Origin of the sequence: Halotalea alkalilenta, from assembly GCF_001648175.1 — a bacterium.
Taxonomy (GTDB): Bacteria; Pseudomonadota; Gammaproteobacteria; order Pseudomonadales; family Halomonadaceae; genus Halotalea; species Halotalea alkalilenta_A.
Window position 1 is genome coordinate 2,916,966 of record NZ_CP015243.1, and the last position, 18,438, is coordinate 2,935,403.

17 protein-coding genes are annotated in these 18,438 nt (G+C 65.5%); 7 read left to right on the top strand and 10 right to left on the bottom strand.

Annotation, left to right across the window (positions count from 1 at the left end; genetic code table 11):
- The first annotated feature begins 163 nt into the window (after positions 1 to 163).
- Both A5892_RS13035 and A5892_RS13040 read left to right on the top strand, forming a co-directional pair.
- Entirely contained in the window at positions 164 to 646 is a 483-nt protein-coding gene (locus tag A5892_RS13035) for an Lrp/AsnC family transcriptional regulator (protein ID WP_064123173.1), read from the top strand.
- A gap of 256 nt (positions 647 to 902) precedes the next feature.
- Positions 903 to 1,811, top strand: a complete 909-nt coding sequence (locus A5892_RS13040; protein WP_082890450.1) for a hypothetical protein — start codon at positions 903 to 905, stop codon at positions 1,809 to 1,811.
- Positions 1,812 to 1,914: 103 nt separating this feature from the next.
- Here A5892_RS13040 and pepN read toward each other — a convergent pair whose 3' ends face one another.
- On the bottom strand, positions 1,915 to 4,551 hold the full coding sequence (pepN, locus tag A5892_RS13045) for an aminopeptidase N (RefSeq protein WP_064123174.1): 2,637 nt from the start codon (positions 4,549 to 4,551) through the stop codon (positions 1,915 to 1,917).
- A gap of 472 nt (positions 4,552 to 5,023) precedes the next feature.
- Between pepN and A5892_RS13050 the strand changes: the two genes are divergently transcribed.
- Positions 5,024 to 5,923, top strand: coding sequence for a hypothetical protein (locus A5892_RS13050; protein WP_223302663.1), 900 nt, complete (start codon positions 5,024 to 5,026; stop codon positions 5,921 to 5,923).
- Between the two features lie 51 nt (positions 5,924 to 5,974).
- On the opposite strand, the gene A5892_RS13055 is transcribed toward A5892_RS13050, so the two are convergent.
- Positions 5,975 to 6,439 carry a YbaN family protein gene (locus tag A5892_RS13055; protein WP_082890451.1) on the bottom strand — a complete coding sequence of 155 codons (465 nt, stop codon included), beginning with the start codon at positions 6,437 to 6,439 and terminating at the stop codon, positions 5,975 to 5,977.
- 206 nt (positions 6,440 to 6,645) lie between these two features.
- Here A5892_RS13055 and A5892_RS13060 point away from each other — a divergent pair, with 206 nt between their 5' ends.
- Positions 6,646 to 7,539 (top strand): EamA family transporter, encoded by an 894-nt coding sequence (locus A5892_RS13060; RefSeq protein ID WP_064123176.1) that lies wholly within the window; start codon positions 6,646 to 6,648, stop codon positions 7,537 to 7,539.
- A gap of 199 nt (positions 7,540 to 7,738) precedes the next feature.
- On the opposite strand, the gene A5892_RS13065 is transcribed toward A5892_RS13060, so the two are convergent.
- On the bottom strand, positions 7,739 to 9,067 hold the full coding sequence (locus A5892_RS13065) for an IS110 family transposase (RefSeq protein ID WP_064121411.1): 1,329 nt from the start codon (positions 9,065 to 9,067) through the stop codon (positions 7,739 to 7,741).
- Positions 9,068 to 9,530: 463 nt separating this feature from the next.
- On the bottom strand, positions 9,531 to 10,034 hold the full coding sequence (locus A5892_RS13070) for a GNAT family N-acetyltransferase (protein ID WP_064123177.1): 504 nt from the start codon (positions 10,032 to 10,034) through the stop codon (positions 9,531 to 9,533).
- A gap of 113 nt (positions 10,035 to 10,147) precedes the next feature.
- On the opposite strand from A5892_RS13070, the gene A5892_RS13075 reads away from it, so the two are divergent.
- A complete protein-coding gene (locus A5892_RS13075) occupies positions 10,148 to 11,653 on the top strand; it encodes a RimK family protein (protein WP_064123178.1) in 1,506 nt (501 codons plus the stop codon).
- Between the two features lie 17 nt (positions 11,654 to 11,670).
- On the opposite strand, the gene A5892_RS13080 is transcribed toward A5892_RS13075, so the two are convergent.
- From A5892_RS13080 to A5892_RS13095, 4 genes are all read right to left on the bottom strand, one after another.
- Entirely contained in the window at positions 11,671 to 11,940 is a 270-nt protein-coding gene (locus A5892_RS13080) for a YeaC family protein (protein WP_064123179.1), read from the bottom strand.
- Positions 11,941 to 11,960: 20 nt separating this feature from the next.
- Positions 11,961 to 12,812, bottom strand: coding sequence for a rhomboid family intramembrane serine protease (locus tag A5892_RS13085; protein ID WP_223302664.1), 852 nt, complete (start codon positions 12,810 to 12,812; stop codon positions 11,961 to 11,963).
- A gap of 208 nt (positions 12,813 to 13,020) precedes the next feature.
- A complete protein-coding gene (locus A5892_RS13090) occupies positions 13,021 to 13,959 on the bottom strand; it encodes a metallophosphoesterase (protein ID WP_150123547.1) in 939 nt (312 codons plus the stop codon).
- Positions 13,956 to 14,855, bottom strand: a complete 900-nt coding sequence (locus A5892_RS13095; RefSeq protein ID WP_064123180.1) for an NAD(+) kinase — start codon at positions 14,853 to 14,855, stop codon at positions 13,956 to 13,958. Before A5892_RS13095 ends, A5892_RS13090 begins: the two co-directional genes overlap by 4 nt.
- Positions 14,856 to 14,933: 78 nt before the next feature.
- Here A5892_RS13095 and A5892_RS13100 point away from each other — a divergent pair, with 78 nt between their 5' ends.
- On the top strand, positions 14,934 to 15,878 hold the full coding sequence (locus A5892_RS13100; RefSeq protein WP_064123181.1) for a DUF1853 family protein: 945 nt from the start codon (positions 14,934 to 14,936) through the stop codon (positions 15,876 to 15,878).
- Between the two features lie 3 nt (positions 15,879 to 15,881).
- Here the strand turns inward: A5892_RS13100 and A5892_RS13105 are convergent, their stop codons facing one another.
- Complete coding sequence (locus tag A5892_RS13105; protein WP_027350446.1) at positions 15,882 to 16,763, bottom strand: EamA family transporter; 882 nt, start codon at positions 16,761 to 16,763, stop codon at positions 15,882 to 15,884.
- A gap of 30 nt (positions 16,764 to 16,793) precedes the next feature.
- Here A5892_RS13105 and A5892_RS13110 point away from each other — a divergent pair, with 30 nt between their 5' ends.
- Positions 16,794 to 17,264: a DUF6314 family protein gene (locus tag A5892_RS13110; protein WP_150123548.1), complete on the top strand. Its 471-nt coding sequence runs from the start codon at positions 16,794 to 16,796 to the stop codon at positions 17,262 to 17,264.
- 967 nt (positions 17,265 to 18,231) lie between these two features.
- Here the strand turns inward: A5892_RS13110 and A5892_RS13115 are convergent.
- Positions 18,232 to 18,423 carry a hypothetical protein gene (locus A5892_RS13115; RefSeq protein WP_064123183.1) on the bottom strand — a complete coding sequence of 64 codons (192 nt, stop codon included), beginning with the start codon at positions 18,421 to 18,423 and terminating at the stop codon, positions 18,232 to 18,234.
- Between the last annotated feature and the right edge of the window lie 15 nt (positions 18,424 to 18,438).

The window sequence follows — 18,438 nt, forward strand, 5'->3', positions numbered from 1 at the left end:
ACGGCGGTGAGGCGCAAAGAGGCCCCGACGCTTGAACGTGCATAGTATATGCCGCGCACGAACGACTTATATTGCTTAAAAATCCCCACAAACCCACCTTTATGGCATCATGTTGCAGACAAACGAGAAATATTGAAATCCACCCCCTCGAGAGCGAGCCCAGATGAACGCCGCCGAGCCCCTCTACAGTCTCGATCGCTTCGATCGCCACATCCTCGAACTGCTGCAGCGCGAAGGCAGGATCAGTAACCAGGACCTGGCCGACCGTATCGGCCTCTCCCCCTCACCCTGCCTGCGCCGGGTTCGCGCACTGGAGGAGAGCGGGTTGATCACTGGCTATCGCGCCGAGGTCGATGCAAAGAAGCTGGGCCTGAGACTGATGGCGCTGCTCTACATATCGATGGACCAGCACACCCCCGAGCGCTTCGCCAATTTCGAAGCGCGCATCCGCGAGCTGCCCCAGGTGCTCGAGGCCCTGCTGATCACAGGCCAAGAGGCCGACTACCAGCTCAAGGTGATCGTCCGCGACATGGACGACTACCACGACCTGCTGCTCAATCGCATCACCCGGATCGAAGGCGTCACCGGCGCCCACTCGAGCTTCGTGCTCCGCCGGGTGCTCGAACAGCCGCTGCCGATGGGCTGAACGGATCACTGGGGAATTTACTTCCAGGCCCGTTGGTCCCGAGGGCAGCGAGGTTCGACAAGCTCACCACATGCTTTGAACGCGCATCGAGGGAGCGAACAGCGGGTGGACCGTCGGCGGCTTTCACGGCCCCCTGCCCGTTCGTCCCGAGGGCGAGGAACGAGCATCGAGGGATCGAGCGGCGGCGATGAGGCCTGGTTCGATCCCAGGCGCTCACCAGCAGCGAGGCCTGAAAGGAACTTCAAGGAGGATCGAGGTGCGGATCATCATCTTGGGGTTGTGCTTGCTGGCACTGCTCGGCCACGCCCGGGCAGAGCTGCCGCAAGGGGCATCCGAGCTCAGCTTTCAGCGCAGCGATGGCGAGCGCATGGTGTTGTTCACCTACCGCCCCGCCGGTGCCGGCCTCGATGCACCGGTGGTGATCGTGCTCAGCGGCCTGCTGCGCAATGCCGCCACCTACCGTGACGAGTGGCGCGAGGCTGCGGATCGCTATGGCTACGTCGTGGTGGCGCCGCGCTTCTCCCAGCGCGCCTATCCCGGTGCCGAGGGCTACAACCTCGGCCGGCTCAACGATCGGGACGGCCAGCCGGCCCCTCGGGAGAAATGGGCCTTCACCGCCATCGACGAACTGTTCGAGTGGCTGCGCAGCAGCGGCCACACCTCGCGCCAGCGCTACTATCTCTACGGCAACAGCGCAGGCTGCCAGTTCGTCCATCGCATGCTTACCCTGCTGCCCGACGCCAGGGTAGAAGCCGCGGTATGCGCGGCGGCCGGCTGGTGGACGCTACCGGATCGGCACATCCCCTGGCCCTACGGACTCGCCGACGCACCGGTCGAAGTCGGGTCGAAGGAGCTCGCCGAGCTGTTCGCACGGCCGCTGCTGGTCACCGTTGGCGCCGAAGATGACGCTGACGCGACGCCGCCGCCCCGGCACAGCCCAGGCGCGGATGCCCAGGGCAGCGATCGCCGGCAGCGCGCGTGGTTCTATTATCGCAGTGCCCACCGCGAGGCCAGCGATCTCGGCCTGCCGTTCGCCTGGTCGTTCAGCCGGCTGCCGGGCGTTGCCCACAGCGGTGCGCGAACCTCGCGCTATGCGGCGGTCCAGTTCGACGCCTTCGAGCGCCTCGGGCGCTTCGATCTCGACCAGCCCCAGCCCCAGCGCTGACCGCGCAAAACCAAACGCCCCGGCCTTGCACCGCCGCCAGAGCTGGACCAGCGTCCAACTTCAGGTAGCGGTGCAAGGCCGGGGCGTTATCGCCGGATTACGCTTATGCCAGCGCTTTCTCGATCACCTCGAACAGGTTGCGCGACAGCGGCTCGCGGCGGATCCGCTCGAGCTCGGCGCGCATCAGCGACTGGCGCTTGGCGTCGAGGCGCTGGAAACGCGTCAGCGGCGTGACGATCCGCGCCGCGATGTCGGGATTGAGCCGGTTGAGCTCGATCACCACGTCGGCGACCAGCCGGTAACCCTCGCCGTCGAGACGGTGGAAGTTGACCCGGTTGAGATTGGCGAAGGCGCCGATGAGCGCGCGCACCTTGTTGGGGTTCTTGATCGAGAACGCCGGGTGGCGCATCAAAAAGCGCACCCGGTCGAGCACATCGGGCTGGGGCCGGGTGACCTGGATCGCGAACCACTGATCCATCACCAACGGATCGTGGGCCCAGCGCTCGCCGAACGCCTTGACCGCCGGATCGCCAAGCTGGTGGGCGTCGCTGTGGGCGAGCAGGGTCAGCGCCGCACGTACGTCGGTCATGTTGCGGTCCTGCTCGAACTGGTGCTGGGCGAGATGCAGCGCCTTCTCCCCTCCGGTGGCACAGAGATAGCCGAGCGCGACGTTTCTGAGCGAGCGCTGGGCGATCTGCTCGAACGACGGTGCGTAAGGTGCCTCGCTCTGGTTGGCCTCGAACAGCGCCCTGAAGCGCGGCTCGAGCGCCTCGCCCAGTGCCCTGGTGACGAAACGCCGCGCCTGGTGGATGGCGTCGATGTCGATCGCCTCCTGCTCGCCGGCGATATAGGCCTCGGAGGGCAGCTTGAGCATCTCGGCCAGCACCGCGAGATCGTCGCTCGGCGTGTCGAGCAGGTGGGTGAACACATCGAGCAGGGTCGGATCGAGCCGCGGCTCGGCACCAGCCTGCAGTGCAAGCATCACCTCTTCGATCGCCGCCAGGGCGAGACGCTGCCCCGCGTCCCAGCGGTTGAAGCCGTCCTCGTCGTACTTGACCAGCAGCGCGAGCTGCTCACGGTCGTAGGGGAACCTGAGCTTCACCGGTGCGGAGAAACCGCGCAGCAGAGAGGGTACCGGCGCGCTCGGCACGCGCTCGAAGCGAAACTCGTGCTCGGCCTCGAATAGCTCGACCACGGTATCGGTGCCGCGCGACTCACCATCGAGCCACAGCGGTATCGCCGCGCCACCGGCGTCGAGCAGACCGAGCCGCAGCGGCAGGTGCAGCGGCAGCTTCCGCTCCGCCGGCTGCCCAGGGGTCGCAGGCGTATGCTGGCGCACCTTGAGCCGATAGACCTGCGCTTTGGCGTCATACTCGCCTTCGACATCGAGCACCGGCGTCCCAGCCTGGGCATACCAGCGCATGAACCGGGTGAGATCGACATCTCCCGCCTCGCTCATCGAGGAGACGAAATCCTCGACCCGCACCGCCTGGCCGTCGAAACGGGAGAAATAGAGATCCGCCCCGGTGCGAAAGCGCTCGGCACCGAGCAGCTGGCGCAGCATGCGCACTATCTCGGCGCCCTTCTCGTAAACCGTCAGGGTGTAAAAGTTGGAGATCTCGATGAAGCTCTCCGGGCGCACCGGGTGGGCGGTGGGGCCGGCGTCCTCGGCGAACTGCATGGTGCGCAGCACGCTGACATCCTCGATGCGCTTGACCGGTGCGGAATTGACGTCGGCGGAGAAACTCTGGTCGCGGAACACGGTGAAGCCTTCCTTCAGCGCCAGCTGGAACCAGTCGCGGCAGGTGACCCGGTTGCCCGACCAGTTGTGGAAGTACTCGTGGGCGACGATACCCTCGACGCGCTGGAAGTTGGCATCGACGGTGGTCGCCGGATTGGCCAGCACCGCGGAGCTGTTGAAGATGTTGAGCCCCTTGTTCTCCATCGCGCCCATGTTGAAATCATTGACCGCGACGATCATGAACAGATCGAGGTCGTACTCGCGCCCATAGGCCTCTTCGTCCCACTTCATCGCACGCTTGAGCGCGCCCATCGCGAACTCGGTCTTGTCGAGGTTCTCCCGCTCGACCCAGATCTGGAGCGTCACTTGGCGGCCACTGACGGTGGTGAAGTGATCCTCGACCTTCTCGAGCGCGCCGGCGACCAAGGCGAACAGATAGCTCGGCTTGGGGAAGGGATCGCGCCAGGTAACGAAGTGCCGACCGTTGGGCAGCTCGCCCGACTCGGTCGGGTTGCCGTTGGACAAAAGCACCGGCAGGCGTTCGCGATCGCCGATCACCGTGGTGGTGAAGGTCGCCATCACATCGGGCCGATCGGGATAGTAGGTGATCCGACGAAAGCCCTCGGGCTCGCACTGGGTGCAGAACATCGAGCTCGAACGATACAACCCCTCGAGCGCGGTATTGGCGGCCGGGTCGATGATCACCTCGGTGGTCAGCTCGAAGCGCTCCGGCACCTTGGCGATCACCAGCCGCTCTGCGTCGAGGCGATACTCATCCTCGTCCAGCGGCTGGCCTTCGATCGCGATGTGGGTCAAGCGCAGCGCAGTGCCGAACAGCTCCAGCGGCAGCCCCGCCTCACGCTGTGGATGACGGCGCATCTTGAGCCGGGCGGAAACACGGGTCGCGTGATCGTCGAGATCGAACTTGAGCGCCACGTCATCGACCAGATAGGCCGGAGGAAGATAGTCCTTGAGATGAATCGCTTGAGGTTCGGCCATTGAAGGTTCCTGCGCTGCCTGAGAGTGTAGGTAGAGAGCGTATTCGACATCGGCGCACGATATCGGCTAACGACATTCGGCGCATCAGGCCCGCGCGCCCACATAGGACATCATAGGGGAAAAAGCGAGTAAAATCAGAGCGCCGTTGTCAGCCTGAACCCCTCACACCAAATCGTTCGCATTCTAAGCTCCTGCGTCCCTACCCCCTTCGACCTAATTGAAACTTATCCATTCGACGCCGAACCTGATCTTGGGCGCGGCATCGATTCGAGGACGAATCCTTCGCGCGGCCCCAGCTTTCAGAACGCGAACGCTGATCGACTCGCCCGCCATCGGATCATTCTGCGCCGGTTGTCATGCCTTACCACGTTTCCCTACTCGGAGCGCAGCTTTCATGCAGCCCAGCAGACAGCCCAGGAAAAAAGCCGACGATCTCGAAACCATCGCACGTCGCTCGGGAAGGCTACACCGCATGGCCGCCAGACTGCCGACCTACATGGCCGACCTGCGCGAGCGCCCGTCGTGGATCGCAATGTTCGTACTCGCGCGAATCATGCTGTTTCGCCGCCTGCACTGGCGCCGCGCGAGGCCTTATCGAGCGGCCGATACACCGAATCGCGCTAGCCTGTTCGAACGGGTCGAGCCGCAGCAAGTCGTGGAGCAGGTACGTACCCAGGGAATCCATGTCGGGCTGGTACTGCCGGAGGATATCTGCGCAGAAATCCTCGATTTCACCCGCCGGGAGACCTGCTTTGGCAATTTCGATCGCCGGCTGGAGCTCGACGCCACGCAGTACGCCGAAGCTGAAGTGCGCTTCGGTCGCGCCCTGCTCAGCGGTCACTACTTCGAGAAAGTGCTCGACTGCCCCGCGGCGATGCGCGTGCAGCGCGACCCGCTGCTCCACGAAGTCGCCGCGCGCTACCTGGGCGATCGGGCGCGCGTGGTCAGCACCCGGCTGTGGTGGAGCTTCCCGTCACAGCAAGCGTCCGACGCGGACAAGAACCTTGCCTCCCAGGATCGCTATCACTTCGACCTCGACGACTGGCGGATGATCAAGTTCTTCTTCTACGTAAGCGGTGTCGAACCGGACCAGGGGCCCCACGTCTATCTTCGCGGCAGCCACAAAAAGCGCAGCCTGCGCCACCAATTCAGCCCGCTGGTCGGCCACAGCGCCGATGAAGTCTACGCAGACTACGGCAAGGACAACGCCCTGACCCTGCTCGGCGGACCGGGCTACGGTTTTGCCGAGGACCCGTTCGGCTTCCATATGGGGACCGTGGCCCAGCGCGCGCCGCGACTGATGCTGGAGGTCGGCTTCGGCGTCTCGCCGCCCTCGCGTCGCCGCTTCCACGGCGAGCCGGTGATTCGCTGAGCCGTCGACCGCCCGTGCGACGTTGCAACGCCGGAATCCGATAGGCCGCGCTCAGTTGGCGTCACCCCGCTGATCGCGGCTCGGAGATGGACGGCTGAGGACGAACGCAGCCACCGCGACCAGCACTGCGAGCACCGCCCAGAACACCAGGTTGAAGCCGGTGTGCAGGTAGATGATCACAAGGCTCGAGCTCATCATCACCACCGTCAGGCACTTCGCCAGCGGCGATATCGCTCGCTCGCGCTCCCAGGCCTCGATCGCCGGGCCGGAGAACCGATTGGCACGAATCCAGCGCTCCAGGCGCCGCGAACCGCGGGATGCGCAGATCGCGGCGAGCAGGAAGAAGTCAGTGGCCGGCAGCAGCGGCAGGAAGATGCCAACCACGCCGATCGCGAAACACAGCACGGCGAGACCCACCCACATGGTCCTGGCCCAGCGACTGCGGCTGCGTCGAGGGCGCGGCGCATCCACCCCGATCGGCTGGTCTTCCGGCTCGCTGCCTGGTTTACCCCCCATTGACCCTCCCCCGACGCTGCATAGCGCTTTGGAATCCTGGAAATAACTCTTTTTCACTGTGAACTTCCGCGACGACGGCCTAAGGTGGCCGACACCCTGAACTCGGCTCCCGCCGCTGGAGCGAGGATGATAAACCATTTCATTAACGCAGCCTTGGGCTGACATTGATCGCACCATCGCGATCGAACTTTCGCGCGGAACTTGCCATGCTCTGGTCGCTGTTCACTTTGATCGCCGCATTCTCCCAAGCGCTGCGCAATGCCCAGCAGAAGCGCCTTAGCGGCGAAATCGATGCCCTCGGCGTCACCCTGGCCAGGTTTCTCTGGGCACCGCCGCTGGCATTCGGCTATCTCGGCTTGCTCTACGCCCTGGACCCTGCGCCACTGCCCGGTTTCAGCCTCGGCTTCATCCTTCCAGCCAGCGCAGGCGCCCTGGCCCAGATCATCGCCACCCTGCTGATGGTGCGGCTCTTCCAACGCCGCAGCTATACCGCAGGCGTCGGCCTGGCGAAGAGCGAGGCGCTGTTCGCCGCGCTCCTCGGAGTCGCCTTCTTCGCCGCCCAGCTCGGCGTGGTGGGCTGGCTCGGCGTCGCGTTCGGCGCAGTAGCGGTGTGGTTGCTCAAAGGGCGCAGTGCTCCGGGTGAGCTCGATCTCACCACGCTTGCGCTCGGGCTCGGCAGCGGGGTGTGTTTCGCCCTGACCACCCTGCTGGTACGCCAGGCCACGCTGACCCTGGACGCGCCATTCATGCAGGCCGCCGCTTGGGCGCTGGTATGGAACGTCTGCCTGCAAGTAGTGGTGCTGATGGCCTGGTTAGCGATCCGTTCACCCTCGACGATCGGCAAGCTGCTCGCACGCCCGCGTGCGGTGTTCGGCGTCTCCCTGAGCAGCTCGCTGGCATCGCTGTGCTGGTTCTCGGCACTGACGCTCCAGGACGCGGCGCTGGTCAAGACCCTGGGACAGGTGGAGGTGCTGTTCACCCTACTGCTCTCACGCCACTGGCTGCGCGAACGGGTGGGCGGCCGCGAGCGCCTCGGGCTTTTGCTGGTGGCACTCGGCGCGCTGCTGGTGCTATGGCCCTCGCTAGCCGCGCATATCTAAAGCGAACCGACGCCGCCGCGAGCCCCCTCCCGTTCGAGCAGTGGGGGCGCCAGTCGAGGGATCGAGCGGCGGCGGTGAGGCCGTGGTTCGACTGCCCTCATCCCTCGGACGCTTTCCATGAACCCCCTCCGAGTTCTCCTCGACAGGGGGATGATCAGGGGGGAGATTGGGCGGTCGTCATATCGTTCTTCCTCAACTTTCAGGCAGAAGCATTTTGAGCTTCAGTCTGGATAGGCGTCACGGAGAACCCGAGCTGCTTGGCGAGTCGACGCATGGAACGTTGTTTGGTTTCCAGCGCCTGTGCCTCGTAGTACTGGAGTCCGTGTTCGACATAGTCCAATCCTTTGACCATGACGCGCCAGAACAGCGCCGCGAGTTTGCGCGCCAGGGCGATATTGGCGATCAATCCACCTCGGCGACCCGCCATCCGACGGTAAAAACCGCCCAGCGCAATGTGTTTGCTGCGAGCGAGGCTGCGGGCCATGACGCAAAACAGGCGCCCAGCACGATTACGCCTGCGCTTGGCCGAGCGTTGGCGCTTACCGCTCTGATGACTCCCGGGGGCCAGCCCGGCCCAAGCGGTGAAGTGTTTCTCGGTCGGCCACTGGGTCAGGTCGGTTCCCACTTCACCTATGAGTTGCAGGACGCTGTAGTCCGTATGGGCGGGAAGCACGGTGAGATCATTGCCTCCACACAGAGCCACCAGCATCGGATGCAGGTCATCGATCTGGGGTGCATTGGCACCGCCTCGCTTGTGCGCCTTGGACGGCGGCGACGTCGGAGGATCGACGTCGATCGAACGGAGCACCGCTTCGATCTGTTGGTCGCAAGCCCTGATCAAACGCTGGTAGTGCTCCCAGCTTTCCAGCGCCTGGCGCAACGCAAACAGATGCTCCTCGGCCCAGGTCCCTTGCAGAGAGGCTTTGATCCGTTCGGCCTTCTGCTGGCGGATCTGCACGTCGCACAAAGCCAGCAGTCGCTCAGGATCGCGTTCACCCTCGAGCATCGACCGGATCACCGCCATGCCGCTGCGGCCCACCAGGTTGCTGATGACATCGTGCAATTTGATGTTCATCCGCTCCAAGGCCTTCTGCAGATGCTGCACATGCCCTGCGGCCAGCGTGATGTGGTCCTGACGCAGTCGCAGGTAATCCTGCAAGCGCCGGATCTCGGCTGGGGGCACGAAGCCTGCCCGCAAGAGTCCGTGCGCGTGCAACGTCGCTCCCCACTGGCAATCCTTCATATCCGTCTTGCGACCCGGCAGATTGCGGGTGTGCTTACCGTTGACCATCAGCACCTGTAGCTTCGCGGCTTCCAGCACGCTGTACAGAGGCAGCCAGTAAATCCCCGTGGCCTCCATGGCCACCGACTTCACCTTCTGCGACAACAGCCAGTCGCGTAGCTCATGCAGCTGTGCCGTGAACGTGCCGAAGACCTTCGGCTCCCCCCCGGCAATCGACACATACATCTGCTCGCTGCCGACATCCACGAAGGCTGCCAATGGATCCAATACCGGTAAGTGGGCCATCTCATAGCTCCTGGGAACGGGTCGATGGAGAAAGGGTTACCGCAAGCCCGGTCGTGTTCTGGGAAGACAAATCTTTCCAACGGGAAGCCAGGCTCACCATAATGCGCAGCAGCCCACGACCAGAGCCATTCTCACCACCGGGCACCCGGCACCAAAAGACATGCGGCCACGCTGCTTGCGGCAACACAGCCATGCTACTCGGGTTCAAGGTCCATGCGCAGTGCCATCGCGATGGCACAGGAGGCTCACCACGAGCGGTTCCTTCCACTGCCCTCATCCCTCGGGCGCTCACCGCGAACGGGCAGGCATCAGGTTCGGCGCCCTTTCCCCACCCGTTCGTCCCGAGCGGCGCCCACGCGCCAAGATCGAGCACCCGCTCAGCGATGGGGGCGCCAGTCGAGGGATCGTGCGGCGGCGATGAGAAATGGGGTCGGCGAAACGCGAACGCTCTCGCGGGGAGTGCTTAGTCCAGGGGTGCCGGCAGCGGCTTCGACATTCGCCATGCCGCACAGCCGTCGCTGTAGTAGTCATCGATCCAGTGCAGGGTGCGGTATCCCATACGGCGGTAAAGACCCAGCGCTCGGCGGTTGTCGGCGCGAACCTCCAGCACCAGTTCGCTGGCGCCGTGCTCGAGCGCGCGGCGTTCGAGTTCGACCAGCAGTCGACGTCCCTGGCCGCTGCCGCGCATGGCCGGATGCACGCAGAGCGAGTAGAGACGAGCCCTGTGGCTGTTGCTGCGCAACAGCAGGGTGCCATAGGCGAGGATGCGCTGCGGCGGTGCGCATGTGCCGGCGACGTCCTCGAGCACGACGGTCACGGCGCGGGCGCGGCTGAGCAGATAGCGCAGCTGGCGGCGATTGAAGCGATCGCCGTCGAAGCTGTCGAACTCCAGCTCCTCGAGTTCGTCGAGGTCATCGGGGTGCGCGGTACGCAGTTCGAGCACTACGCTGGCGGTGGCGTCGGTCATTGGGGGTCCGTGGCTCCAGGGCGACGGACGCCATGATGGCGAGCGCTTGTCCCTGGCGCAAGGCTAGCGCATGCTGGGCTCCTCGCGCACCGCCTCTATACGGGATCAGCACCATGTCACGCTTGCGCATCGTCGTCGATCGGATCAGCGATTGGCGCCCTTTCTATCCCAGCGACGATGTCATCACCGCGCGGGACTTCCTCGCCCTGGATGCCTCCGACAAAGCCACCCATGTGATCAACCTGTGCGGCGAGCTCGGCTATCTCGGCACCGGCTACTACGTCTCGCTGCTCGCCCAAGCCCGCGGCCAGCGAGTCCAGCCCAGCGTCGAGACGCTCAACCAGCTGTCGCGCAAGGCGCTGACCCACCTGGAGCTCGACGGACTCGACGCGGTGATCGCCGAACAAGCCAAACGCGGCCTGCTGGAAGGCGACCAGCTGCGCCTGCGGCTGTTCTTCGGCGACAGCGGCCTGCCCGGCCTCGAGCGGCTCGGCCGCTGGCTGTTCGAGCGGATGCCGGCACCGATCCTCGAAGCGCGCCTGGGGCGACGCGGCGAAGGCTGGCGGCTCGAACGGCTCAAGCCGCTGCCGCTCGAGGCCCTGCGCGAAAACGAAGAGGAGCGCTTCGCCCGTGCGCTCAATCGACATTCGCGCCAGGTCTGGCGTACTCCGGCGGCACGCAGGCGTTACCGCTTCGACCTGGCGATGCTGGTCGACCCGGGCGAGACCCTGCCCCCGAGCAATCGCGCGGCGATCAAGCAGTTCATCCGCGCTGGCCGGCGGCTCGGCATCGACGTCAGTCTGATCACCCGCAAGGATGAGGGGCGCCTGGCCGAGTTCGACGCGCTGTTCATCCGTGAGACCACCAATCTCGACCATCACACCTACCGCATGGCCAAACGTGCCGAGCACGAAGGGCTGGTGGTGATCGACGACCCGCGTTCGATCCTGCGCTGTACCAACAAGGTCTATCTCCATGCCCTGCTCGGCACCCACGACATACCGGCCCCCCGCGGCCGCCTGCTGCACCGCGGCGATCTCCCCGCGCTGCGCCGGCTGGCGGCGACTTTAAGCTATCCCCAGGTGCTCAAGGTACCGGACGGGGCCTTCTCTCGCGGCGTGGTCAAGATCGAATCCAGCGAGCAGCTGGTGCGCGAGGCGAGCACGTTGTTCGAGGACTCCGCGCTGCTGCTGCTGCAGGAATGGATGCCCACCGAGTACGACTGGCGCATCGGCGTACTCGACGGCAAGGTGCTGTTCGCCAGCCGCTACTACATGGCGCGTGGCCACTGGCAGATCTACGACCACAGCAAGGGCAAGGTACGCAGCGGCGGCTTCGACACCATCGACCCGGCCAGCGTGCCGGCCAAGGTGATCAAGGCGGCGCTCAGGGCCACCCGACTGATCGGCGATGGTCTCTACGGCGTGGACTTGAAGCAAAGCGAAGAGCGGGTGGTGGTGATCGAGGTCAACGACAACCCCAATATCGATGCCGGTGTGGAGGACGTGTTTCTAGGCGGCGAGATCTACACCCGAGTGATGAAGGTGTTCCTCGAGCGGATGGAAGCGCGGCGGCGCGCACTGGCGCCAGCGCAGTCAGGCGCGAATTCGGGCGGCTGACCGCCGCTCGAGCTCGGTCACTCCCGCCACTTGATCCGCTCGGCCTCGGGTTCGCCGCCACGCTCGTCATCGCGATGCTTGGTGCGGTCCAGGTAGCCGGTACGCTGCTGCTCGGGAACCTGGTGCTCGCGCTCGTACTTGATCATCGCCTCGAGACAAAGCGCCAGCTGCTCGCGGCTAAGCATCCGCCCATCGGGCCATTTGCGCAGCTCCACCGCGCGCCTGAGATTGTGATAGATCTCCGGGCTCATCTGCTGCGCCATCTTGTCGAAGGTCATCTCGCTCATCGTCATCTCCTAGAAATCACTCACCGGGCCACAGCCCGCGCATGAACCGCCAGCGCCGCGGCAAGGCCTGCTAGCAAGCCTCCGAGATGGGCCTCGTTGGCCACGTTGCCGAAGCCGATCCAGACCGCCAGCGGAGTCATGCACAGTACCAGCCAGCCCAGCATGAACAGCATCAGCATCTGGGGCAGATGATAGCCGCTCGCCGGGGCCTGGCGCGCGCGCAGCCAGACGTAGCCGAGCAGCCCATAGACGACCCCGGACATGCCACCGAACAACAAGCCTCCTGCGGCGTACTGGGCGAGGTTGCCGACCAGCGCGGTGATCGCGACCAGTAGCGCCAGCGCCAGCGTACCGCCGCGCAGCTCGATCTGACGGCCGAAGTACCAGACCCACATCAGGTTGAACACCAGGTGACTCACACCGAAATGCATCAGTGCGGGGGTGAACAGGCGCCAAAGCTGGCCGCTGGCCAGCGTCGCGCCGAGCCCAGCGCTGCCGACACCGCTGGCGGAAAAGGTCAGCGGCGCGATCGCCAGCGCCTCGACCATCATCAGTTGAAGGCCCTGCATCAGCAGGAAGATCACCACGCAGACCGCCACCAGCGCCGTGGTGAGCGGCGCGCTCGAAAGCGTCGCAACGGCTCTGCCGCCGCCCCGTGCGGCCTTCGGGGGAACCGCCACGTCGAGGCGCTCGCCGGCCTGCCAGCGCTCGGCCAGCTCGCGCGCCTCAGCGAGGCGAGTGGCATCGGTGAGCACGATCCACTGGCCCTCCCCATCCTCGCGATAGTAATGGTTGATCCTCGCCGACCACAGCGCGCGGCGCAGCGGCGCGAGGTCGAGCCGGGGAGGGAAACGCATCACGGGTGGTGGCATTGGCGGGGTCCTGACGGTGCGAGACGAAAAGCGCTTGCATGGTAACCGATCGGCATCCACGGCGAGAACCGGGGAGCGCAGGAGTGTCGCGGACAAAAAGAAACCCGGTGGGAGAACCGACCGGGCTAGAGCAAGGGATCATTCAAGGGAACACTTACTCTGACGGCGGCCCACGGAGAAAGTTCACCGGTGACAAAAAAAAATCAAATCAACCTCGGGCGGCGTCGATCCAGACCAGGCGATCGGCGTCGAGCCGGCGCTCGCCATCGAAGCGATAGGCCACCAAGGCGCCGCCATTCACTGCGCTGTAATCGAGACAGGCCAGGTTCGCCGCGATCAGCGCCGGCACGCCGCGGCACCAGTAATGGCCGACGAACAGCGGCGGCTGATCATCGCCATAGGAAACCAGCCGACGCTTGGCGCTCTCATCCAGCGGTCGACGCTCGAGATCGTCTGGCAGCGGGTCCGGCTGGAACACCACGTCGCCGTAGCGCTCGGGGCCCGGAATCCAGAAGCTGGTGCGAAAACTGTGTCGCTCGATGCCATCGTGCGAGGTGATCGTACGCGCTCCCGGCAGGCGCAGCTGCGGCCCGCGGGTCAGCCGATCGAACAGCTGGTGGAAGAAGCTCTGCGGGTCGCTCGCCCGTTCGAGCATCATGTGGTCGATCCGGCCATCGGGGTGGCTGGCGAGGAAAGGCTGCACCAGCGACGGATCCCAGCAGGCATGGACGGCGCGAAAGCGCTCTCCCTCGACGCACAGCGGTCGCTCGAGCATCCACCCCAGCGTGTCTCGCCACTGCGCTTCATGACCGCTGTACTGCTCGAGGGTAGCCTTGTGCACCCGCGGCACCCGGGCGCCGCCGGGGTGGAGAAACGCACGCAGCGCACTGATCTCGTGGTTGCCGAGCAGCGCCTCCGCGCTGCCGGCCGCGACCATCTCCCGCACCAGCTCCACCGTCTCGCGAATCTCCGGCCCGCGATCGATCAGATCACCGAGGAACAGCGCGCGACGATGCGCATGCCGCCATACGCCATCGCGTCCACGGTGGTAGTCGAGTCGTTCGAGCAGTCGCTCGAGCAGGCTGGCGCAGCCGTGCACGTCGCCGATCAGATCGACCCCGCCGCCCTGCGCCACCGCGATGTTCATTGCCCGTTGTTGCTCCAGCCAAGCTTGCTGCGACAGCTCTCGTAGTAGCTGTGCCCAAGTGGGTGAAGCAACTTGAGCCGCTCGGGCTTGCGCCTGATCCTCAGCACGTCGCCCGCATGGGTCAGCAGCTGGGTCTGGCCGTCGCAGCTGAGCAGTGGTTGCTGGTCGAGCTTGCCGCATACGTGAAGCCGGATCTCGCTGTCGGCCGGGACCACCAGCGGCCGGCTCGACAGCGTATGCGGGAACATCGGTACCAGCACCACCGCATCGAGCTTCGGATGCAGGATCGGACCACCGGCGGACAAGGCATAGGCGGTGGAGCCGGTGGGCGTTGCGATGATGATGCCGTCGGAGCGCTGGCGATAGACGAACAGGTCGTCGATGTAGAGGTCGAACTCGATCATCCGCGCAACCTGCCCGGGGTGGACCACCACGTCGTTGAGCGCATGGGCGCGAGCCACCGAGACGCCTTCGCGTTCGACCGTCGAGTCGAGCAGAAAGCGCTCCTCGAGCTCGAAGTGTCCGCTGAGCAGCTCGGCGAGCTTGAGCTCCATGTCGTCGGGAGAAATGTCGGTGAGAAAGCCGACTCGCCCTTGGTTGACGCCAACCACCGGCGTGCCGCTGGTGCACAGGCTACGAGCGGCGCCGAGCATGCTGCCATCGCCGCCGACCACGATCGCCAGGTCACAGTTCGCTCCCAGCGTGGCCAGGCCGGCGCGCATGATATGCTGATTGGGCACCGCCTCGTCGGCTGCGGCATCGATGTATTCGACGCCCTCCTCGAGCACGACCCGATGACCGCGAGCGAGCAAGAAGCGCAGCAGCCGGCGCAGGGTTTCGTCGGTGTAGCGGCTGCCTGGACGGCCGATCAGGCCGACCGTTCTGAATTGGGCCATGGAAGCTTTCCACTGATGGTTCGAGGGCGTGGCGATGCGGGCCATTATGCTGACTGCTGCTCACCGGGAGCAAACCGGATGACGTTGCCCTGCGATCTGAGATTACCCGCCAGCGCGCACGCGGACCTCGCCTGGCTGCTCGATGCCCCGCCGCTGGCCCAGCCCGAGGGCACCCGCTACCCTGCGCTGGACGCGCTCGGCGTGCTCGACCCGAGCTGGCGCCGCGGCCGCGCCGAGGAGGAGCCGCCCTTCGCCGCCTGGCTCGACGAGCGTCCGAGCCGGCGGCTGGGCGAGTACGTCGAACGGCTGTGGCAGTGGCTGATCGCACGCGCCCCCAACGCCGAGCTTATCGCCGCCAACCAAGTGCTGCGCGTCGACCAGCGCACCCTCGGCGAACTCGATTTGCTCTATCGGCGCCGCGACGCCCCCCACCGGCTGATTCACCTCGAACTGGCGATCAAGTTCTATCTTGGCCTCGAACCCGGCCCCGGCGCGCCCGATTCAGCCCGGCGCTGGATCGGCACCGATGGCCGCGACAGCCTCGAGATCAAGCTTCGCCATCTCACCGAGCAGCAGACCCGGCTGCTCGACACCCCGCTCGCCCGCGCCGCGCTGGACCAGCGGCTGGGTGCCGCGTTGGCGGCTGAAACCGCAGGGCCGATCGAGCGCCAGTGCGCGATGCTCGGCGTGCTCTTCCATCCCTGGCCCGACGCACTGCCCGCCCCCCGCGACGCCAAGCCCGGGCATCTCGTCGGACGCTGGCTGCACTGGAACCAATGGCCTGCGTTTCGTGCACGCTGTGCACCCGCGTATGGATTTCGTCTCGGCATGCCCCACGCACTGCATCCACCGCGCGACGCCAAGCTGCAACCGATCGATGCAATCGAACGCCAGCTCGCAGGGCACTTCGACCAGAGCGAGGGCCCCCGGCCGCTGCGGCTTGCCCTGTTCGACCCGGACGGCGAGCCGCTGATGCCGACGATCGTCACCGCCCAGCGCTGGCCGCTGCGCGTGCCGCTGTGACCCTCAAGCGATCGCCAAGCGGCGGCGCCTGCGGGTCCACCACAGGTTGAGCCACAGCGCGAAGCCGATCACCAACGCAGAGAGGGTCAGCCTCAGCACGTCCGCATCCCGGTTCCAGATCAGCACATTGACCGCCAGGCCCGCGGGCTTCAACGCCTCGTTCATGATCGCAAGCGTACCGGCATCGACGCGACGCGCGCCCTCGTTCCAGAAGAAGTAGCCCAGGCCGGAAGCGATCAGACCGAGCCACAGCAGCACGCTCCACTGCACCGCCGTCGTCGCCGGTCGCGAAGCGTCACCGAAGAGCACGAAAGCAGGCACCACCAGGATCGCGGCGCCGACGTAGAACCAGCCGAACTGATGCAACGCGGAGAGCTTGGTACCATCGACGGCGGCGAGCCCGGGCAGGCGCCGATAGGCGACCTGGCCGAGCGCGAAACAAAGATTCGAGGCCTGGACCATCCAGAACCCTCGCCAGAAGCCCGGCTCCACGCCCGGATGGCTGATCAACAGCGCACCGACCACCGCAATCGCGGCGGTGCCCAGGTAGAATGGCGAGAACCGCTTGGCCAGCGCGTCGTCGATCAGGGTCACGTAGATCGGCGTCAGGATGGTGAAGAGCAGCACCTCGGGCACGCTGAGCAGTTCGAAGGATTGATAGTAGAAGATGTACATCGCACCGATCTGCACCGCGCCGACCGCCATCAGACCGCACGCCGTACGCGGCGCGATGCGCCGCGGTCGCAGCAGCGGCAGGAACAGCAGCAGCGCGAGCAGGATGCGCACCAGCACCGAGAAGTAGCTATCCACCTGCCCTGAGAGATAAACGCCAATCAGGCTGAATGAGAACGACCACAAGAGCGTGACGCCCAGCAAGTAACCCATCGAGTGGTAAACCTTTTTGGAAATCTAAAGTTGACGACGATTATACGCCTTGGCGAGCGCATCAATGCAATCACCCGAATGGAATTCACCGCCCGCCCCCTGCCCGGCTCGAAGACCGGTTGGAACGGACGTGGCGAAGGCCGGGTCACCACCCATTCAGTCCTGGAGGGCGCCCGCCGAGTAGTGAGGCTCGACGAAGCCGGCGAGTTCTTCAGCGAGCAGCACCCTCGCCCGGTGGCATTTCGCAATCGTTATCGACTGACGTGGTTCGATGACCGCCTGCGGCTGCACCATGAACGCCGCGGTGAGGCCAACGCGGTATGGCTGTTCGACCTGGTGGAGCACGACGATGGCACCGATTCGCTCCACAGCGAACAGCCCCATCCCTGCGGCAGCGACAGCTACAGTGCAACGCTGACCCTGACCCCGAGCGGCTTCTCGTTGAGCTGGAAGATCGAAGGGCCGCGCAAGAACGAGTGCCTGTCGTACCGCTACAGCTGAGCGCACCATCCCATGTCTCCAGATCCGCTTCGCTCGCTCAGGATGCTCGGAAATATCTCGAACCACGGCCTTGCCGCCGCCGCGCGATCCCTCGACTGGCGCCCCCATTGCCGAGCCAGCACCCGGTCTTGGCGCGTACAGGCGCCGCTCGGGACGAACGGGCGGGGGTATGGTGCCGAGCCAGAACCCACCCCGCTGGTGCGCTGGTGGTGAGAAGTGAGGGACGAGCCACCCGGGCCGTTCGTGCCCTTCGACTCGCTTCGCTCGCTCAGGATGCTCGGAAATATCTCAAACCACGGCCTTGCCGCCGCCGCGCGATCCCTCGACTGGCGCCCCCATTGCCGAGCCAGCACCCGGCCTTGGCGCGTACAGGCACCGCTCGGGACGAACGGGCGGGGGTATCCGAGCCAGAACCCACCCCGCTGGTGCGCTGGTGGTGAGGAGTGAGGGACGAGCCACCCGGGCCGTTCGTGCTCTTCGACTCGCTTCGCTCGCTCAGGATGCTCGGAAATATCTCGAACCACGGCCTTGCCGCCGCCGCGCGATCCCTCGACTGGCGCCCCCATTGCCGAGCCGGCACCCGGCCTTGGCGCGTACAGGCGCCGCTCGGGACGAACGGGCGGGGGTATCCGAGCCAGAACCCACCCCGCTGGTGCGCTGGTGGTGAGGAGTGAGGGACGAGCCGCCCGGGCCGTTCGTGCCCTTCGACTCGCTTCGCTCGCTCAGGATGCTCGGAAATATCTCGAACCACGGCCTCATCGCCGCCGCGCGATCCCTCGACTGGCGCCCCCATTGCCGAGCCAGCACCCGGCCTTGGCGCGTACAGGCGCCGCTCGGGACGAACGGGTTCATTGGTCCGTTCGTGGTGAGCCGGCGAGGGACGAGCCGAGTCGAACCACGGCCTTGCCACCACCGCGCGATCTCTCGATGCCAGTTCCTCGCCCTCGGGGCGAACGCTTCTGGCGGCTCAACCCAGTGCGATCACCCAGTCTTCGCCAAGCACTCCTTGGCGCTGGCTCTGACGGGTGATCAGCACCGGCTCCGGCGCGTGGACATGGAGATACTCCCCCGGCCTGCCGGTTACGCGGATCAACACTTCGACATCGCCCTTCTGCCGACGCAGCACCTCGAGATGCTCGATCAGCTCGGAGGTTTTCATCTGGATTCTCCATCT

Coding starts and splice junctions, on each gene's coding strand:
- A5892_RS13105 (WP_027350446.1), bottom strand. CDS start 16,763: ATGGGTTACTTGCTGGGCGTCACGCTCTTGTGGTCGTTCTCATTCAGC.
- A5892_RS13115 (WP_064123183.1), bottom strand. CDS start 18,423: ATGAAAACCTCCGAGCTGATCGAGCATCTCGAGGTGCTGCGTCGGCAG.
- A5892_RS13075 (WP_064123178.1), top strand. CDS start 10,148: ATGTCACGCTTGCGCATCGTCGTCGATCGGATCAGCGATTGGCGCCCT.
- A5892_RS13055 (WP_082890451.1), bottom strand. CDS start 6,439: ATGGGGGGTAAACCAGGCAGCGAGCCGGAAGACCAGCCGATCGGGGTG.
- A5892_RS13095 (WP_064123180.1), bottom strand. CDS start 14,855: ATGGCCCAATTCAGAACGGTCGGCCTGATCGGCCGTCCAGGCAGCCGC.
- A5892_RS13035 (WP_064123173.1), top strand. CDS start 164: ATGAACGCCGCCGAGCCCCTCTACAGTCTCGATCGCTTCGATCGCCAC.
- A5892_RS13090 (WP_150123547.1), bottom strand. CDS start 13,959: ATGAACATCGCGGTGGCGCAGGGCGGCGGGGTCGATCTGATCGGCGAC.
- A5892_RS13100 (WP_064123181.1), top strand. CDS start 14,934: ATGACGTTGCCCTGCGATCTGAGATTACCCGCCAGCGCGCACGCGGAC.
- A5892_RS13085 (WP_223302664.1), bottom strand. CDS start 12,812: ATGCCACCACCCGTGATGCGTTTCCCTCCCCGGCTCGACCTCGCGCCG.
- A5892_RS13065 (WP_064121411.1), bottom strand. CDS start 9,067: ATGGCCCACTTACCGGTATTGGATCCATTGGCAGCCTTCGTGGATGTC.
- A5892_RS13080 (WP_064123179.1), bottom strand. CDS start 11,940: ATGAGCGAGATGACCTTCGACAAGATGGCGCAGCAGATGAGCCCGGAG.
- A5892_RS13060 (WP_064123176.1), top strand. CDS start 6,646: ATGCTCTGGTCGCTGTTCACTTTGATCGCCGCATTCTCCCAAGCGCTG.
- A5892_RS13070 (WP_064123177.1), bottom strand. CDS start 10,034: ATGACCGACGCCACCGCCAGCGTAGTGCTCGAACTGCGTACCGCGCAC.
- pepN (WP_064123174.1), bottom strand. CDS start 4,551: ATGGCCGAACCTCAAGCGATTCATCTCAAGGACTATCTTCCTCCGGCC.
- A5892_RS13050 (WP_223302663.1), top strand. CDS start 5,024: ATGGCCGCCAGACTGCCGACCTACATGGCCGACCTGCGCGAGCGCCCG.